General features: G+C 77.8%; 4 protein-coding genes. All 4 read right to left on the bottom strand.

What is annotated here, in order from left to right:
• Window positions 1-36: 36 nt before the first annotated feature.
• The 4 genes from CLV70_RS32395 to CLV70_RS32410 are packed head-to-tail and all read right to left on the bottom strand — an operon-like array spanning window position 37 to window position 19,059.
• Window positions 37-1,836 (bottom strand): hypothetical protein, encoded by a 1,800-nt coding sequence (locus CLV70_RS32395; RefSeq protein WP_146164239.1) that lies wholly within the window; start codon window positions 1,834-1,836, stop codon window positions 37-39.
• On the bottom strand, window positions 1,833-7,778 hold the full coding sequence (locus CLV70_RS32400; protein WP_106130433.1) for a hypothetical protein: 5,946 nt from the start codon (window positions 7,776-7,778) through the stop codon (window positions 1,833-1,835). The genes CLV70_RS32395 and CLV70_RS32400 overlap by 4 nt, the downstream gene beginning before the upstream one ends.
• Entirely contained in the window at window positions 7,778-10,903 is a 3,126-nt protein-coding gene (locus CLV70_RS32405) for a hypothetical protein (protein WP_106130434.1), read from the bottom strand. Before CLV70_RS32405 ends, CLV70_RS32400 begins: the two co-directional genes overlap by 1 nt.
• Window positions 10,900-19,059, bottom strand: a complete 8,160-nt coding sequence (locus CLV70_RS32410) for a DUF6603 domain-containing protein (RefSeq protein WP_106130435.1) — start codon at window positions 19,057-19,059, stop codon at window positions 10,900-10,902. The genes CLV70_RS32405 and CLV70_RS32410 overlap by 4 nt, the downstream gene beginning before the upstream one ends.
• Between the last annotated feature and the right edge of the window lie 30 nt (window positions 19,060-19,089).

Below are 19,089 nucleotides of genomic sequence, written 5' to 3' on the forward strand. Positions count from 1 at the left end.
AGGTCCCTGAATCCTATGTGTCACCAGGGACTTTCCTCAACCGTCGCCGACCGGTTCCACCCGGTCGAAGGCCAGGCCGCTGTCGCCCTCGCCCCGCCCGGTCGCGCGCCGGCGGGCGTGCCACACCACCGTCCGGCCGTCCAGCCACCGGGCCCGCCGCATCCCGCCCCGGATGACCAGCCCGGCGCGGGACACCTCCTCCTCGTTGATGTAGTAGGGCGCGTGCTGTTCGTCGTCCTCGGCCAGGCCGGGCCGCAGGATGCCGGTGATCGGCCGGACCCGCGGCGAGCCCGGCGGGAAGAACCGCGGCATCGACGCCCGCTGCAGCATCACCTCGCGGTTGCCGCCCGGGACGTGCACCGGCACGAACGGGATCCAGTTCTCCGGCACCGTGGTGCCGAGCCGGTACCGCCAGCGCACGCCGGGATCGTCCGGGCCGGCCGGTGCCGCCGCCCGCCCGGCCAGTTCGTCGAGCGTGGCGCGGACGTGCCGGGCGACCCGGGCGCCGTCGGTGCCGCCGCCGAGACCGTCCGGCACCCGGGACTCCACCGCCCAGACGGTGTTGCTGCCCTCGTCGCGCAGGAGGACCGTCTCCTCGCGTACGGGGCCGTCCAGGGGCGGCGGGGCGACCGGCGGCGTCCACAGGTGCTGGGCGAGCGCCCCCGCGCCGCGTTCCCGGGCCGGGGCCACGCTGAACAGGTCCCAGCGCGACCAGTCGGTGCCGGCGCTGTCCGAGGCGGACCGGACGATCGAGCGGCGGCCGAAGGTGTCGGTGATGACGACCGCCTCGACCTCGACCATCGTGCCGGCCGCCTGGGTGTCGCCGATGATCAGCCAGTCGTTGCCGTAGAGCAGGGCGAACTCGGTGGCCAGCAGCTTCGTCAGGTCGCCGGCGTCGGCCCGGATCCGGCCCAGGCTGACCGCGCTGTCCTCCAGTTGCCACCACCGGGAGCTGGGCATGCCGGCGAACTGGGCCGGCGACGGGAGGGTGCTGGTGACGTCGGTGCCGGTGCCGCCCGGTGCACCCGTGCCGGTGGCCTCGACGTCGAACGCGTGCCAGCCGGGTTCGCCGTCGCCGCCGCGCAGCCGGATCCGCTCGCCGTCGCCGTGGCTCACCGTCGCCCCGAAGTCGTAGCCCAGCCGCGCGTCGTCCCACGCCTCGCCGGCCGTACCCGGGTCCAGGAAGAGCCCGCGCCACCAGGCGGCGTGGTCCCGGACGGCCCGGTCCAGCGCCGCCTCGCCGCCGGAGGGCACGGCGGGGCGCAGGGCGGCCGGTGCCACGCCCGCGACCGCCAGCGCCACGCCGTCGAAGGACCGCCCGGCGAGCGCCTGCGCGACCCGCTGGGCGGTGCTGGCGGCCAGCCGCCGGGCCACCCGTACGGCCTGCCCGGGCGCCTGCGGGTCCAGCGCCGGGGCCTCGATGGGGAAGAGCCCGGCCAGGACCCGGGCCGCCGCGGCGGTCGCGGACGGCAGCCCGTCCGCGGTCAGGTGGCCGGCCAGCAGGTCGAGGAAGCAGCGCCCGGCGTGCGCCCGCGCGGCCGGCGGGAAGTGCGGGGGCAACTGCTCGACCTGGGCGTCCAGCGGCAGTTCCGGCCGGTACGGCCGCGGGGTGCCGTCGATGTCCAGGCCGGTCACCGTGCCGGTGCGGCGGGCCAGCGTGGCCAGCACCGCCGACCCGGTGTCCTCGCCCTGGAACTCGCCGAACTGCCACTGCCGGGTGAGCATCCACAGCGGATCGGCGGTGCGCGCCTGCAGCACCCTGTCCAGCTCCACCTGGCGGGTCCTGAGCTCCAGCCGGCTCCACACCCGGACCGGTTCGCACCCGGGCATCGTCACGTCGTCCCGCCCTTCTGCATCAGGCCGAAGTCCAGGGCCACCCGGTGCTCGACCAGTCCGGTGCTGCCCTCCCGCGGCCCGATCTCGCCGATCAGCGCGGGCAGCAGCTGGCCGTACACGTCCTCGCGCAGATGCTCGGGCTCGACCGCGCGGTCCTTGGCCAGCTCGAGGGTGTCGTGCAGGGTCTGCACCAGGTCCTCCAGCCGCCACGAGCCGCGGCGCGCCGGCGGTACGGCCAGCAGCAGGCTCTGCGGCGCCCGGGCGTCCGGCTGGTCGTAGTGCACCGCCAGCGCCGTCGTGGCACGGGCCGCGGGCACCAGCTCGGACCAGGTGTCGACGCGGACGGCCACGGCCGCGTGCGAGCCGGTCGGCCGGTCCCCGGGGCGCAGCAGCACCAGGCTGACCCGGTCGCCGTCCGGTGCCGTCCCGGCCGCGCCGGAACCCGGCTCGCCGTCCGCCGTCCAGGTGGCGCCGGCCCAGGTCTCGCCGGGCACCGTCGGCAGCTGGACCACGGCCGACCCGGTCGCCGCGGCGCCGAACGCCTCGCCGATCGCGAACAGGGTGGTCAGGCTCTGCACCGGCTCCCGGACCGCCGCCGCGCCGGCCAGCCACCGGCTCACCCCGGACCGGTCGGCCCGTGCGGGCCCGTCGGCCAGGCCGGCGGCGATCTCGGTCTCGTTGCCCAGCCGCAGGTGGGGCAGCGCGATCACGGACGATCCGAAGACCGCCCGGAGCCGTTCGGCAGCGTCGCCGGCCGCGGCCGCCGCGACGAGCCGCCGGGACACCTCGGCGAACGCGTTCTCGACGGCGTCCAGGAGCTCACGGCCGACCTGGTCGCGACCGGTCCAGCGGATCGGCGGGGCGACCGCGACGCCGTGCCCGGCGGCGGCCCAGACCGCCTCGCGCGCGTCGGCCCGGCGCTGCCACCAGGCGTCCAACCGGGCCATGGGTGCGCCCGGCGGCGCACCGCCACGGTACGTGTCGTGGTGCTCCTCGAGGAACCGCGCCGGGTCCGCGCCCGGGTCGGCGGTGGCGCCGTCGCTGATCAGGCCGGCCAGCCGGGCGGCCAGCGCGGCGAGCCCGCCGGCCGCCGCGGTCGCGCGCGCGTCGAATTCGGCGGTGTCGGGGCCGCCGCCGGTGGCGCCGGCGGCCGTCTCGGTCAGCAGGTAGTCGGCGACCTCGGCCGGTCGCCAGGTGGTGGCCAGCGCGGCGGCGGTCTCCAGCAGCGCGGCGGTCTCCGGCAGCCCCCGTACGCCGTCCGGCCAGCTCGCGTCGCGGTCGAGGCTGACGCCGAGCACGGGCGCGGGTACGGCGTCGAGCACGTCGACCGGCCGCCGGGTGTCGACGAGGCGGGCGGTCAGCTCGGCCAGCCCCTGGTCGAACCCGTCGTGCAGGGCGGCCAGCAGATCGATCGGCTGAACCCCGAGGGCGCGCAGGCTGACGTCGGCGACGCGGACGCCGTCCGGGCCGGTGATCGCCACCCGGGTCGCCCCCGCCGGGCCGAGCAGCCCGCCCAGCCAGTGGTTCAGCGACGGCTCGGCCAGCGCCCGCGGCGTCATCGGGGCGTGCTCCCACCCCTCCGGTGCGGCGTCGCGGACCGGCAGGTGCAGCAGCACCCGGTGGGTCACCCGGGTGCCCTCGTCCGGGGTGTCGACGATCTCCGGGCGGGCCGGCGCGCGGCCCTCGCCCAGCGCGGAGAGCACCGCCGCGGCGCGTACCTGATTGCCCTGCACGATCTGGTGGATCCCCTCGGCCAGCACGAGGTCGCCGACCGCGTCGACGGTGTCGGCCAGCCGGTCGATCGCCTCGGCCGCCGCGCGCAGCCGGTCCGGTTCCCCGCGCCCCGGCAGCAGCGCCGTGCGGTCCGGCGCGGTCAGGCCGTACGGATAACGGGCGAAGTTGTCCGCCACCAGGTCGTCGAGCAGCCGCCCGGCGCCGCCGCCGGACAGCCGGACCCAGTCGCGCACCACCGTGATCACGCGGAGCCCGTCCACCACCAGGCGGTCGGCGTCGCCGGTGGCAGGGGAGGCGGGGTCCACCGGCACCGCGGACGGGAAGGCCCGCCGCAGCGGGGCGATCAGGTCGTCGAGCGCCACGCCGTCCGCCTGCACCGCCTCGTGCAGGTCCCGTTCGAGCTGGTAGCCGAGCAGGCTGCCGAGGTCGTTGCCGGCCGCCACGCCGTCGATCAGGGCCAGCGCCGTACGCACCCGCCGCGACGACAGGTTCACCGCCATCCGCCCCCGGCCCTGCTGGTCGCCCTGGGCCACGTACCCGGCGCGCAGCACGGCCGCGGTGACCGCGTGGGTGACCGACGGCGCGTGCACGAAGCCCTGGCTGTGCCGGTCGTGGAAGACCGGCGAGGGATCGAAGGCGCGCAACGCGGCGGGCACGTCGGTCTCGGGGCTGCCCGCCGGGTTCGGGGTCAGCGCCTCGACCCAGCCGAACGCGCCGAGGTGCACGCCGGTCGCCGCGGCGTCGCGCATCGCCTCCAGCCGCTCGCCGGCCTGGCCGAGCACCCAGGCGTCCAGGCGGTGCGAGCAGAGGTCGAGGTGCTCGCGGAGGAGCTGATCCAGGCGTACGGGCGGGATCGCCGCGAGCCGCCCGACCGCCTCCGCGTGCCGGCGCGCGGGCGCCAGCAGGTCGGCGTGCTCGCCGGACCGGGGAAAGCCCTGGAACAGCGGGTTGTCGCCGCGCCGGTTCAGGTAGAGGTGCAGCCGGTCGGCGCCGTTGGCGGTCAGGTAGCCGTACAGCGTTCCCGGTCCCGCCGCGTACGGACGGCCGAGCAGCCCGTCGAGCCGGCCGAGCCGGGCCAGCAGGAAGCTCCACCGGGTCACCCGCACGTCCCCGCCCAGCGTGCTCAGCCGGAACAGGTCCCCGGCGCCGACCCGGGCCCGCAGCTCCGGGGTGGCCAGGCCCTCCCGGACCGCGATGCGCAGCGCGACGTCCCGGGCCTGCGCCAGCAGCGCCTGCCGCAGCAGCAGGAGCAGCAACGGCTGCGGGGTGGCCGAGCCCGCCGCCCGGGCCAGCGTCTCCAGGCCGGCGGCGAGCAGCGCGTCGATGTCGCCCGGGCCCGCCTCGCCGTCCGGGGTGAGCGTCACCGCGGTGTCGACGTAGCGGACCTCGTAGCCGCGGGAACCGGTCAGCCGCTCGTACGTGCCGGTGAACGCCGCCCCGACCAGGCCCTTGTCGAGCAGCGGGCCGGCCGGGAGGCCGCCGGCCGCCCGGAACACCTCGGCGAACCGGTCGAGCAGCGCGAACGCCCCGGCGTTGTCGTCCCTGCGCGGCACCGGACCGGGCAGGCCGACGTGCAGCGAGGACGGGCCGATCCCGGCGCCGCGGCGGCCGACGTTCAGCGAGAAGCGCTGATCGAAGCCGACCGAGGTGCTCTCCAGCCCGAGCAGCTCGATGATGTGCTGCTGCGGGTCGGTGATGCCGTCCTCGCCGGCGTGCCGGACCGCCGCCCGGTGCCGGGCCCAGTCCCGTCGCATGAGCGCGAGCACGTCGCGCAGCAGCATCCGGAAGCGCTGGGCGCGCTGGGCGTCGCTGAGCGCCGGACCGGCCGGCAGGACCGGGCTGCCGTCCGGCGTCCACCTGCTGAACGCGCTGGTCACCAGCACCCCGTACGGCTGGCGCCCGACCCGCAGGCTGGGCAGCGGCCCGCGGGCGAGCACGTGCCGGGTGCCGAACGCGCGCAGCTCGTCCTGGGCCGGTACGCCGAGGAACCCGCCGAGCAGTTCCTCCGCGGCATAACCGGCGGTACCCGGCCAGAGCGCGGCGTTGACGTCCAGCGCCTCGTTCACGTCGTTGCCGCCGGCGTGCGCGACGTGCGCGAAGACCCCGGCGTCCAGGCCGAGCGCGCGGGCCAGCCGCCGCCCGTCGCCGGGCCGGCCGGCGGCGTCGGCGGTGGTCAGCGCCGGGCCCTGCTCGACGTCGAAGGAGACGTCCGGGTCGGCGGCGCTGGTGAACGCCGAGTCGGCCGCCTCGGTCACGTTGGTCGGGCTGTCCACCGGCAGCAGGGCGAGACCGGTCGTGTAGTGGTGGTCGTCGAGGGCGTCGCGCAGCCGCCCGGCCGCGCCCGCCGGGTCCGGATCGGACAGCCCGATGACGTACACCCGGTCGAAGCCGGCGGTCGCCTCCTGCGCGGTGATCGGCACGGTGACGGCCATGCCGGCGCTCTCCGCCGCCGCGTAGTCGACCATCCAGCGCAGGGCCGGCCCGACGACCAGCCGGCCGTCCGGGTCCACGTGCGGCGCGTCGGCCGGGTCGCCGGCCCGCGGGTCGAGGCCCAGCAGCAGCTCCGGCGCCACCTCGGCGCCCGCGACGACGTGGCTGACCCGGTCGCCGGAGACGGTCACCACCACGAACCGGCGCGGCAGCAGCCCGGCGCGCGGCGGCTCGGTCCACGCGGCGTCCTTGGCGCCGGCCGGTTCCGGGGGCGGCGGGACCGGGATCGCCGCCACGGCGTCCAGGTGCGCGGTGAGCTCGTCCAGGTCCGCCGACACCTCGGCGCGCAGCCCGGCGGCCCGCAACGCCGCCGACGTGGCCTGCTCGCGCAGCCGGGCCACGGCCGGCTCCGGGGCGCCGGGCAGCGCGCGCACCGCGTCCAGCGCCGCCCGGGCGGCGGTCTCCAGCGACCCGGCCCGCCGGCCGCCGCGCCCGGCCACCTCGTCGATGCGGCGTTGCAGGGTGCGCATCGCGACCAGCGCCGTCTCCAGCTCGGGTGCCGGCGCGGGATCGGCCGGCCGGGTCTGGCGGGCGACCCAGGCCGCCCGTCGCGGGCCGTGCTTGGCGACCAGCGCCCGCCAGGCCGCGCGGAACGCCGTCTCGTCGCCGCCGCCGGCCGCCCCGGCGGCCCAGTAGGCATGCCCGGCCGTCTGCTCGGCCGCGGTCAGCCCGGTCTCGTGGGTGAGCACTGCCACGTCGTCCGGGAAGATGCGCACCCGCAGCACGTCGACCGTGCGGGTCTGCCGCGCCGGGCGGGGTGGGCGCAGCACCCCCTCCGGGCGTACGCGCACGGCCGTCGCCCGGTCGCCGAGCAGCCGGATCGCCGCGTCCAGCGCCCGCGCGTCCTCGGCCGCCGGCCCGTCCGCCCGCAGCAGCGGCCCGGTCGCCCCGAGCACCGCCGCGCTCGCCTCCGCGGCGAGGCCGGCCAGCCCGGCCCGCTCCCGTGGGGACAGCGCCGCCGGCTCGCGGAGCTCGGCGAGGGTCCGTTCGGTGAGCGCGCGCAGGGCGCCGGCCCGCGCGGCGAACATCTCGAGCCGCCGGGGCTCGTCCACCCCGGGCGGGTCCAGCGCGACTGCCGCGTCGCGGATCTGCTCCAGCCGCTCGCGCAGCAGCCGGTCCGGCGTGGGAGCGAGGACGGTTGCGCTGTCCTCGAGGACGGCCGCCGCGGTGGCGTCGATCCGGTCGAGCTCGGCGGTGAGCCGGTCCCGGTGGAAGCCGGACCGCAGCCCGGCCAGCGCGGCGCGGGCGCCGGCCAGGGCGGGCCCCAGCCGGGCGGCGGTGGCCCGCAGCTCCTCGAGCTCCGGCACGGTGCCGGTGGCGACGTCGGCCGGGGCCGGGCGGGCGGCGCTCAGGGCGGCGCCGGCCGCGGCCAGCAACCCGGCGGCCCGCTCCACGAGCGGATCCTCGGTGTCCCGCTTGTACTCGGCGCGGGCCCGGGTGCCGGCCGGCAGCACGGTCCGCAGGTCCAGCCCGGCCAGCCGCTCCAGCGGCCCGGACAGCGCGGCCAGCCCGCCGGTCAGCGTCGCGGTCGCCGACACCGGGTCGGTCCAGGCGACCTGCACCCGGTCGAAGCGGGTCTCCAGGCGTACGGGCGTGAGCAGCACCGGCAGGGCGTCGTCCAGACCGGCCGCGACCTGCCCGACCGCGGCCACCGCCTCGGCGTTGCCGGGCCGGAAGCCGGCGCCCAGGTCGTCCCCGGTCAGCGTGGTGATCTCCATCAGGTGCTCCGGGGCAGTAGGTCGTCGGCGTGCCGGGCGTACATCACCGGGCTGCGCAGCAGGATCGCCGCCAGGTCGGCCGAGGTGGTGCCCCAGCGCCCGGGTTCGCCGGCCGGCGCCGGGACCGCCGGGTTGCCGGCCAGCCGCAGGTAGGTGTCCGAGCCGGTGAGGTCCGCCCAGGACAGGTCGTCCCAGCCGCGCACACCGGCCGCGCGGTGCTCCGGGTCGAGGCCGAAGCGGGGCTGGCCGGGGCGCTCCTGCAGGACGAAGAACCAGCCCGGGTCGTCCGGCGGGTGGCCGAACGCCTGCGCCGCGGTCAGGTCGAAGCCGTACAGGGCGACGTCCGGGTCGAGGCTGCCGTGGAAGACCGGCTCGCGGGCGGGGGCGGCCGGGTCGACCGTACGCCGGCCCGCGGCGGGGTCGCCGTCCCAGCGCGCCGGGAGGGCGTACACCAGGGTGTTGGGGTGGAGCCGGAGCAGTTCGCTGCGCAGGACCAGCACGATCGGTGTCGCCGCGGTCAGCGCGTTGGATCCCAGCGCGGCCTGCCATCCGGCCAGCTCGGGCACGTCGGCGGCGTCCGGGTCGGCGGCGTCGGCGCGGTCCCAGAACACCCGGAAGTAGCTGCCGCGCAGATCCGTCGGATACTCGCGCCAGAGCAGTTCCCGGGCCATCTCGGTGTTCATCCCGGCCAGGTACGACTCGATGAACCGCGCGTTCGGCTCCATCACGGTCAGCGTCTCGGGCGGCAGGCCGCTCAGGCCGGGCAGCACGTGGTCGGCCGACTGCGCGGACAGGGCGTCCACCATCGGGTCCGGGAACGTCGGGTGGGCGAGCACCGGCTGCAACCGGCGGGTCCGGACGCGCGCCTGCTCGGCGAGGCGGTCGGCCAGCCCGGGCAGCTGATCGGCGACCCGCCCGGCGACGCTGCGGGCCGGGTCGACGGCCCGCAGCACGTCGGTCGCCAGCGCGCCCACCGAGCCCAGGGGAGGGGGCGGCGGTGCCTGCTCGGCCAGCCGGGCGGCGAGGTCGGCGGTCAGCGAGGCGACGTCGTCGCGGACCTCGGCGGCGAGGCCGGCGTCGACCATCCGGGCGAGCTTCCCGCCGGCCGGCGGGACCTCGGGGACCGCGGTGACGCCCCGGAACCCCTTGCCGGCCAGGTCGTCGCCGAACTCGGCGGCGAACGCGGCCGTGCGCAGCGCCACCCTCGCGCCGGGGCCGTCGGCCGTGACCGCGATGACGGCGTCGATCAGCAGTTGCAGGCGCCGGCCCTGATCGGCCGCGGCCGGGTGGGCGTTCCGCCAGGCGGTCGCGGCGACGGTCATCGCGTCGGCGAACTGCCGGGCGGTGGGCAGGCCCGGGCGGGCGGCCAGATCGTCGGCGGCGAGGGTGAGGAAGACCCGCTTGGGTTCGTCGGCGTGGCCGGTCAGCCCGGCGACCGCCGCCGTGGCCAGCGTCATCGCGGCGGTGATCGGGACCGTGGTGGCCGGCGGGGCGAGGACCGGCGCCGCCGAGACCGTCCCGTCCAGCTCGCGGATCAGGCCGTGCTGGAAGGCGTCCACGGTCCGCCCGCCGGTGGCCTGCCGCACGAACGGCCGCGCGGGCCGGGTCAGCCGCCGGAACGCCGGGTCCTGCACCGCGTTCGGCACCCGGCTGGCGGTCACCGCGCCGCGCACGGTCACCGGGCCCGCGGTGAGCGCGCCGGGCGAGCCGGTCACGGTGGTGGTCAGCCCGCGGTGCGCGGCGGCGGTCAGCAGCAGGGCGCGGTCGGGCTCCAGGCCGTCGAGATGCTTCGCGTACGCCGAGCGCGACACCACCAGCGCCAGCTCCGCCTCGCGCAGCCGCTGGTTCGCGTCCCGCAGCCGGCCGACCTGCTGCCAGGCGCGGGCCATGAACTCCTCCTGGCGGTCGCGCACCACCTGGGCGCCCAGCCCGGCGGCGGCCCGGTTGCGCGGGTCGAGGTTGAGTTCGCGGACCCAGCCGGACTCCCCGGCATCGTCCACGTCGGACACCCTGCCGACCCCGGCGTGCAGGCGGCCGTAGCCCGGCGGCGCGATGATCGGGTCGGCCGGCGCCGGGGTTCCCGGATCCAGCAGGTCGGCGCCCAGGTCGACCAGCGACTCCAGCCCGGCCACCAGCGCGGTGCCGGGGAAGTCCGGATAGGGCGTACGGGAGAAGTCCGGCGGCCGCAACGCCCCCTCCAGCAGCGGCGTCCCCGCCACCGCCGGGTCCGGCAGGCCGTGGCCGTCCAGGTCGAGCACCACCGGCCGCTTGCCGAAGCCGGGACCGGCCGGGCGCCCGGTCAGGCCGCGGCAGAGCGCCTCGAAGCCGCCGCCGGCGCCGGTCCGGAACCGCCACGACCGGTAGACCGGGAAGCGCCGGTCGGCCTGCCCGGTGCCCCAGGACGCCTGCTGGGCCGGCGTGGTGGCGGTGTCCAGGCCGAGGCCGGCCAGCCGCCCGGTCTCGAAGGCGGGCACCAGGAATCCGGTGTAGGCGGTGTCCGCCAGCAGCCTGCGCGGGCTGAGCAGCCGGGCGACCGCCGAGTCCGGCCGGGTGTCGGCCTCCGCGCCGGCCGCGTCCGGATCGGCGAAGCCGCCGGTCAGCTGGGCGTGCGCCCACGCCCACGACTCCAGCACCGGCGGCAGCTCGGCGGCCGGGTGCACGGTCAGCACGGCTGTCCCGTCGGGGCGCGGCGCGACCGAGTGCTCGTCGTCGGTCAGCACCAGCAGCGCCAGCCACGGGCGCAGCCGGGTGGCCGGGCCGGCGCCGGTCGCGGTCTCGGCCGCCCGCGCCGGGGTGAACCGCCACGGCAGGTCCTCGTCGTAGAACTCGGCGAAGGCCAGCTCGCCGGGGACCGCGTCGCGGGTGTTCTCCGGCGGGTGCAGGCGCAGCACGGCGTCCGGGAGCAGCGCGCGGACGTCGCCCGGGCCGACCAGTTCGACGGTGCGCTCGACCGGGGGCAGCGGCTGCGCCGGGCCGCCGGCGGCGGGGACGTACCGCAGGCGTACGCGGACCGGCATCGTCGCGCGGCCGGTGGCGGTCGCGGTCAGGTCGTCGGCGACGGTGATGTCGGCCGCCGCGCCGCGCCGGAACCACGGTACGAACGTGTACTCGCCGGGCTGGGTCATCGGACCGGCACCTCCACCTGGGCGGCCGGCACGACCTGGACGTCGAAGCCGGCGTTGTCGAGGGCCGCGGCGAGCTGCTCGGCCTCGCTGCGCGGCAGCCGGGCCTCCGGGCTGCCGGGCGTTGCGGGGCCGCCGGTGGCGGTCAGCGGGCGCAGGTCGCCGAGCGAGGTCACCGCGTACGCGTCGGCCGGCTCGCCGGCCGCGAGCACCGAGGCGGTCTCGGCGTCCAGCCGGCGGCGCTTGGCCGCGGGGCTGCGCGCCGCCGCCGCGCCGCGCACCTGCCGGCCCAGCGTGGCCGCGTCCAGCGGCCGGGCGACGGTGACGGTCGTGTCGTCCGCGTCCACCACGATGAGGTCGAACTTCGCCGGCCGGACCACCGTGTGGGTGGTGTGCAGGCGGGCGCCGGAGGTGACCCGGGCCCCGGCCGGCCGGCGCTCGAAGGCCGGCGCGCGCAGCTTGTCGCTGTCCGACATCTCCTGGAACGCGGCCGGGCTGAACGCGTCGGTCACCGGCTCGGACCCGGCGGGGTCGTCGCCGACGTCGAGCCCGAGCAGGTCGAGGCGGCGCAGGTCGGTCGGCTTGCTGGTGCCGAAGAGGGTGACGTCGGTGCCCAGCGGCAGCACCCGCTGGCTGACCGTCAGCGAGCCGCCGGCGTCGATCACCGTCGACGGCACCGCGAGCAGGGACACCACCGAGGTCGCGCCGGCCGCGAGCGCGCCGGTCCAGTTCTCCGGCCGGCCCAGCTCCTCGATCAGCCGGGGGAGCAGCGCGATCCCGGGCATGGTGTCGAGGACCGTGTCGCCGAAGGTCGCCTCGAACTCGACCGAGACCGAGAAGAACAGGATCGAGAAGGAGGCGGTGCCCCGGGCGATCCACGGGGCCGGCCCGCGCAGCGTGAAGTCCAGCGTGAGGCAGAGCAGCACCGACCCGCCGGCCTTGACCGCCAGGTGCGCCCAGGCGTGCGCGTCGAACCGGAACGGCGAGAACTGGAACAGCACGTCGAAGCCGAAGTCGCCCTCCACCGAGAAGCCGGAGACCCCGAGGTAGAAGGAGAGCCGGGCGCCGAACTGGACGGTGTTCGAGGTGATCGCGAAGTAGGTCGCCAGGGTCAGCCGCGGGTTGTCGCGCAGCAGGCTGATGCTGATCCGGCGCATCGTCGGCAGCCGCAGGTGCGCGGCCGGCTTGTAGGTGGGGTGGAACCCGCCGACCGACATCACGAAGTCGGGCTGCGCGCCCCAGGACAGCCGGACCGCGATGTCGCCCTCGAAGGTGAACTTCAGGTCGCCGGTGCCCAGGTAGGAGTCGTAGATGGCGGCGTCGAAGGTGAGCAGCCCGGCGGCCACGTCGACGGTGCCGAGGAACGCCGCCTTGAGGTCGAGGACGGCCGACCCGGGGTCCGGCAGCGCCGCCCGTACGGCGCCCAGCACCGCCACCTTCACCCGCGCGCCGAGCTCCAGGATGATGCCCAGCTTGATGCTGATCAGGGCCGGGACGCCCCAGGTGATCAGGGCCATCGGGCCGACCAGGAACTGGCCGGGCGCGACCGGGAAGACCGCCTCCAGGTCACGGACGATCGCGTCGGCCCGGCGGACCACGTCGGTGGGGAACAGGATGCTGTCGGCGGCGCCGGTGCGCAGCCCGTCGCGCAGCCGGTCGAGGTCGACCGAGCGGTTGAGGCCGAGCATGCCGCCCGCACCGGCGAAGAAGAAGCCGTAGCCCAGCGCGATCGGCGTCGGGAAGATGATCGAGATGATGAACAGCAGCGAGAAGCCCGGCGTACCGTCGGGGTTCTTCGTGGTGATCAGCCCGACCGCGGAGATCTCGAACTTGCCGAGCAGGGAGATCTCGATCGCGCCGATGTAGCGGCCGCGGGGCTCGTCCACCAGCAGAAAACCGCCCAGCCGCAGGCTCGGCGAGTCGATCGAGAGGCCGACCATGTCCGGCGGCCGGAACCTCAGCTGCGGGCCCTCCGGGCGGAACGCCGCGATCAGCCCGACCCGCTTGACGACCGCGTGCACCGGACCGACGTCGGCGCCGCCGCTGAGCGCCGCCTCGATGGAGACCCCGCCGGTGCCGGTCTGCAGCGCCAGCAGCAGCTCGGTGATCCGGATGACCGCGAGATCCAGATCCAGGGGTACGGCCAGCTCGAGGCGCCCCGGCTCACCGCCGCCGCCCTCGATCCGCAGCGCGCCGTCGCGGTAGATGACGGCCAGATCGAACGGCGCCGCCAGCTGAGGCGGCAGCACCTTGGCGATGAAGCTGTCCGCATCCTCGCCGGCCACGTTGACGAAGGCCCGCTGGACCTCCAGCGCCGCCCCCAGCCCGCCGACCGTGACGGCCGGAGCGCGGTCGGCGCCGAGGAACTCCGCCTCGAGGAACAGCAGGCCGCCGGCCGCGCCGAGGACCACGACGCCGTCGGTGAGCGGCTCGCCGTCCGTACGCGACAGCAGCATCCCGAAGCCCGCCACCCGCAACGCCGCGGTGAGCCGCAGCGGCAGCGCCGCGCCCGGCGTGGGATCGGGCTCCAGCAGCCACACTGTCACCCCGCGGTCGGCGTCGGTGAGCCAGCTCGCGTCCCCGAAGCGCAGCCGCACGGTGAGCTCGCCGGCCTCGATGTCCGCCCGGCCCCGCAGCCGCAGGCCGGTACGGCTGCCGCCGGTAGCCGGTTCGGAGATCAGCGCCACCTCCAGCTGCCCCGGCACCACCTGGATGGCGATGCCGGTGGCGGCGGCCTGCAGCGCGCGCAGCACGGCCCCGCCCGGCTCCGGCAGCGGCCGGGCCGCCCGCAGCCCGCCGGCGGTCGTGGTGACCAGTCCGGACGCGACCAGCACGGCCTCGGCGGTCGGCCCGTCCTGCCACAGCGGGCGGCGCAGCAGCGGCTCCGGCCGGCCGCCCGGCGCGGCCCCGTCGACCGCCCGCAGGAGCAGCTCGGCGGCGATCGGCAGGCCCCAGCGCTCGACCAGGAGCAGCGCCGCCTCCGGGGTGGCCGCCAGCGCGGGCACGGGCGCCAGCGTGAGGCTGAGGTCGCCGGCGGCGTCCGCGCCGAGCGGCAGCACCGCCACCGCGAACCGGCCCGCGTCCACCTCGGCCCGTACGGCCGGCCGGATCGGCGCGAACAGCCCGTCGACCTCCAGGTGCAGGGTGAGATCGGCGTGCGGCCCGGGCGCGACGCCGGCGGCGAACTCGTCGAGCACGACCGGGCCGATGCGTACGCCTGCCGCACCGACCGTGAGCACCGGGCCGGCGGCCGTCCAGCCGAGCCGCACCGTCACCGTGCCGATCCCCGGCGGCTGCACCGTCCACACCACCGTGCCGTCCTCGGCCCGCAGCTGACCGGCGGGCAGCGGCAGCAGCGGCGGCGGCCCGAACATCCCGGCCATCCCGGCGACGATCTCGGCGACCTGCGCCGGATCGGCCGCCCGCGCCGCCCACCAGCCCGGGTCCAGCATCGCGGCCAGCCGCTCGGCGCGTTCCGGCGCGGTGAAACCCTCGCTGTCGTCGGCGTAGACGTCCAGCCCGGTGGCCAGCGCGAGCACCGCGCGCAGCAGCCCCTCCGGGTCGCCGACCGGTGGCCGCAGCTCGTCCACCAGCTCCTGCAGCACCCGGGGCAGCAGCCGGGCGCCGGCCGCGGCGACCGCCCCCAGCCCGCCGAACCGGGGCAGGAGGTCGATCCGGTCGCCGGTGTCCAGCACGATCGCCAGGACCAGACCCTCCGCGGCCAGCCCGGCCTCGACGGTGACCGCGCCCCAGTCGCCCGGCAGCGTGACCCCGACCCCCACCAGCCCGGACGGGCGGACCCCGGCGGGGCCGGCAGCCAGCCCGAGGTCGATCGTGATGGTCGCGGCGTCCAGCGCGACCGTCCCGGCCAGCCGCAGGTCGACCGCGTCGCCCGCGGCGGCCCGCGCGGTGAGGGTCAGGCCGCCCGGCAGGCCACCGATCGCGGTCACGACCAGGTCGATCAGCTCGGCGACGGCGGCCGCGTCGAACCCGGGTCCGTCGGTGCGGCCCAGCGCTGCGGGCCGCCGCAGCCAGGCGGCCGGGGCGGAGATCAGCCGGTCCAGCGGCAGCGCCCGGGCGCCGTCGCCGAGCGCGGGCTGCACCACCAGCGCGATCGCCGCCGACGTCAGCACCCCGGGCAGCGCGGCCAGCACCGCGTCGGCGAGGACCGCGGGCGGCGGGGCGGGCAGCAGGACCACCTCGGGCAGCCACGGCTCCAGCGCCGCGCTCAGCGTCCCGGACGCCGACGACCAGCGCACCCGCAGCCCGCCGACCGTGACACCAGCCGTGACCGTGGCGGCGAAGCCGGGCAGGCCGAGCGCGGCGTCCACCTCGATCGGCAGGCCGGCCGCCGCGGTGGTACGGGCGTGCACCGTCCACGGGCCGGGCGTGACCGCGAGGACGGCCCCGGCGGGCAGTGCCAGCTCCCAGCCGCCGTCGCCGGTGGACCGCGCGCCCAGCGCCGGCAGGACCAGGGTGAGCAGGTCGGGCATCCGCTCGGCGAGCAGCGGGCCGGGCGCCGTGCCCAGCCGCAGCAGGAAGTCGCGGAGCTCACCGTCGGCCAGGTCGGCCAGCTCGGCGCGGTCGGTGGTGATCCCGGCCGGTCCCGCCTCGTGGGCCACCGCGACCGTGCTCAGCGCCACCCCGCCGGTGGCGTCCCGGCCGGCCACCACGGCCAGTTCGGCGAGGCGGGCCCGGACGGCCACGCCGGGCCCGGGGCCGCCGATCAGCCAGCCGCCGGCGCGGCCGGCCCACGCGTGCACGGAGATCCGCTGGGCCGGCCGGCCGGGCTCGGGGCCGGTGCCGACCCGGACGCGCAGGGCGTCGACCCGCACGTGACCGTCCACCGTGAGATCGCCGGGCCGGCCGGGGGCGGTGCCGGCCGGGACCCGGACGCCGACGCCGAGGTGGCTGGGTGCGACGGCCGGGGCCGCCGGGTCCTGGGCGTGTGCCGCGGCGAGGCGCCGCACCAGCCCGGAGCCCACCCGGGAGCCGATCGCGAGGCCGGGCACCGGTTCGGCGCCGGTCGGCGGCATGCCGGCGAAGGACTCGGGCGGGGCCGGACGGCCGTTGTGGAACGGGCCGCCGTCGAGGCGGGTGGCCAGCATGGACAGGGCGTCGCCGGGGATCAGCTGCCGGGCCAGGCGGGCGGCGTCGGCCACCTCCGGGTCGGTGAGCGGGAGCAGGCTGCTGCCGGCGTGCGGGGCGCCGAGCGTGACGACACCGCGTACCCGGGCGGGGTTCTCGGCGGCGATCGTGCGGGCCAGCACGCCCGCGGGACCGTGGCCGGCCAGCACGAGCCGGGCCGCGCCGGCCGCGGCGAGCACCGGGCCGATCGCCGTACGGGCGTCCGGCGCCGGCACCACCCGGCAGACCGCCGGGACCGACGGATCGGTGTCGGCGTCCGGGTCGCGGCCGGGTTCGAGCACGCCGATCAGCGCCGACCAGCCGGCGGCGTCCCCGCCGATCAGCAGCACCGGGCAGGCCGGCCCGGCGCCCCAGGCCCGCAGCTGGGCGACGACCTGGGCGACCACGGCGGGATCGGTGGGCAGCGCGTCGTGCGGGCAGGTGGCGGCGGTGCCCACGGTCCAGCCGGCCGGCACGGCGGTGGCCGACGCGTACGGGACCAGCCCGTCCCCGGCCGCCAGCCAGGCGTCCAGCCGGTCGAGCGCCTCCCCGGCCCGGCCCGGGTCCCGGCCCCGCAGCGCGGGCGGATCGACGGCCGCGGCGAGCCGGCGCAGCAGCGTTTCGCCGTCCGTCGCGGCCTCGACGAGGGAAGGGCCGGGCGCGGGCGGCGGATCCAGCCAGAGCAGGAGGTCGACGTCGGCGCCGAGCAGCGGGACCGCCCACGGATCGGCGTCCGATCCCCGCCCGGTGACCGCCGGTCCCGGGCCGGGTGCCGCGCCTGGCCCGGTCGGCGCCGTGCCGGTGAGCAGCGCGGAGAGCCAGCGCAGGGCGGCGGGCAGGAACGGCTCGCCGGTGCGGCTGTGCCCGCTCGCCACGGTGCGCAGGTGCGTGGCGAGGGCGGCCCGGGGATCGTCCAGCGCCGACAGCAGGCCCGCCGCCGTGCCGGGCAGCAGGCGTGGCCAGTCGGACGGCAGGCCGGGCAGGTCGGCGTGCAGGCCGAGCAACCCCGCGAGGGCGTACGCGGCGGAGTCCGTACCCCACCACCGCAGCGCACGGACCGCGAGCAGGCCGACCAGCTCGGGCACCGCCTCCTCCGGCAGACCGAGCCCCAGGTCCGGGCGGGTACGGTCGAGCGGGCCGGGCGGCAGCCGCACGGTGACCGGATCGAGCTCGCCGATCGCCAGGTCGCGGATCTCCACCCCGGCGCTCAGCGACGCGTCCGGCCGCCACCCGGCGGTCAGCACGACGGCCTGCGCGGCGACGCTGGAACCGTCGCCGGCGTCCAGGGCGGGCAGCTCGCGGACGGAGGCCCGCAGCCGCTGCGCGCCGCTGAACCGGGCGTTCGTCGCCGAGGGCCCCAGATCGAAGGCGAGCACCTCGCTGGTGAGGGTCAGCTCCAGGGGGCCGGCGACGGCGCCGATGCGCAACCCGATGCGCAGCTGGTGCGCGCCGGCCGGGGTGTCCGGGCTCCGGTCGTCCCAGGCCACCAGCTCCAGCGTGAGGTCGTCGTTCCCGGTGATCACCGCCCGCCACGGGGCTCCGGGCAGGCCCGCGCCGCCGGGCTCGGCGGTCAGCCCGGCCAGGGCGGCCAGCTCGGCGAACAGCGGAGCCCAGTCGTCGTCCAGCGCGGCCCGGTGCATGCCGGCGATCGCGGCGAGCGGGTCGCCGGAGAACAGGGCGGCCCCCAGCCGATGCTGCCAGCCGACCGTACCGGTGGGGTCGGCCAGCCCGGCCAGTGCCAGCAGGCTCTGCCCCGGCCCGGCCTCGCCGGTGGCCGCGCGTACCGCGATCGCGACCTGATCGGTGACCGCCTCGACGACCGCGTCGGCGCTGCTCAGATCCATCGTCCGCGGGGTGCCGCCGACGGTGACCGCGCGCAGGCCGAGCAGCGGCCGGACCTGCCGGCCGTCCCAGGTGGCGCCGCCGTCGACGTGGCCGCCGGCGACCGGGGCGCTCACCGTCACCCGGACCGCCGGCAGGACACCGGCCGGCGCGTCGCCGGCCAGCGGCAGCGAGGCGAGGGTGGCGGCGGCGGTGAGCCGGGCGCCGCCCAGCGGCACGCTGATCTCCGTGCCGACCAGCAGGGCCGGGGGCGCGTCCCGGGTGGCGCCGAGGGTGAGGGCCACGGCGATGTCGCCGCCGAGATCGACGAGGGTGGCGCGGAACGGTTCGGCGGCGGTGCCGGCCCCGGCGATCGCCGGGTCGTCCCGGTCCAGGGGGAGGCCGCCGAGCAGGCCGGCGAGGTGGCGGAACCAGGCGCGCAGCGTGGCCGGATCGGCGGCGATCCCGGCCAGCCACGGGCGGATCGACGCCGGGTCGGTCACCGGCATCGGGGTGAGCACGGCGTCGTCCAGGCCGAACGCGCCGGGCAGGTGCTCGACCAGGCGGCGGATCCGCGGGTCGACGGCGGTCTCGTGGCCGAGCAGGGCCAGGATCAGCATCTGTACGGCGTCGACGGCGCCCCGGTCCAGGTGGGCCGGATCCAGCACGGCCGGCGGCTGCCCGCTCTGCTCGAGGATTACCCGCACGCGCACGCCGTTCGCGGCGTCCACGGCGACGCGCACCTCGATCGCCTCGGGGATGATCCCCGCGCCGAGTGTGACCCGCAGCGCGACCTCGAGCGGACCGTCCTCGGTCGCGGCCACCGCCCGCACGGCGTCGCCGTCCGCGTCCACCAGCGGCAACCGCACCGCCAGGTCGACGCCGGGCGTGCCCGTCCACGGGCCCTTCGCCCGCGCGGCCAGCCCGAGCACGGTTCCCGAGACGGTCAGATAGACGTTGCCGACCGGGTTCGCCGCCAGCACCGGGTGCCAGGAGCTGCCGTCGGCCTGCCACGGGCCGGGCTCCGGCGGCAACGCGTCACCCAGAAGGGCGAGCACCGCGCTGCGCTGTCCGGGATCCGACAGGCAGCGGCCGAGCGACTCGATCGGGTGATCGAACCACTGTGGATCGATCTGGCCGGCCGCGTCGAGCAGCCCGATGGCGCGCAGTACCGAGGTGAGACGCGGGTCCGCGCCCATCGACAGCGCCATGTCACCCCCAGGGCCGCGAACATCCTGGGT

The sequence above is a fragment of the Pseudosporangium ferrugineum genome (assembly GCF_003002065.1).
Taxonomy (GTDB): domain Bacteria; phylum Actinomycetota; class Actinomycetes; order Mycobacteriales; family Micromonosporaceae; genus Actinoplanes; species Actinoplanes ferrugineus_A.

Bases quoted from the DNA above. Each gene is read 5' to 3' on its own strand.
- CLV70_RS32400 (WP_106130433.1), bottom strand. From the start codon at position 7,778: ATGGAGATCACCACGCTGACCGGGGACGACCTGGGCGCCGGCTTCCGG.
- CLV70_RS32405 (WP_106130434.1), bottom strand. From the start codon at position 10,903: ATGACCCAGCCCGGCGAGTACACGTTCGTACCGTGGTTCCGGCGCGGC.
- CLV70_RS32410 (WP_106130435.1), bottom strand. From the start codon at position 19,059: ATGGCGCTGTCGATGGGCGCGGACCCGCGTCTCACCTCGGTACTGCGC.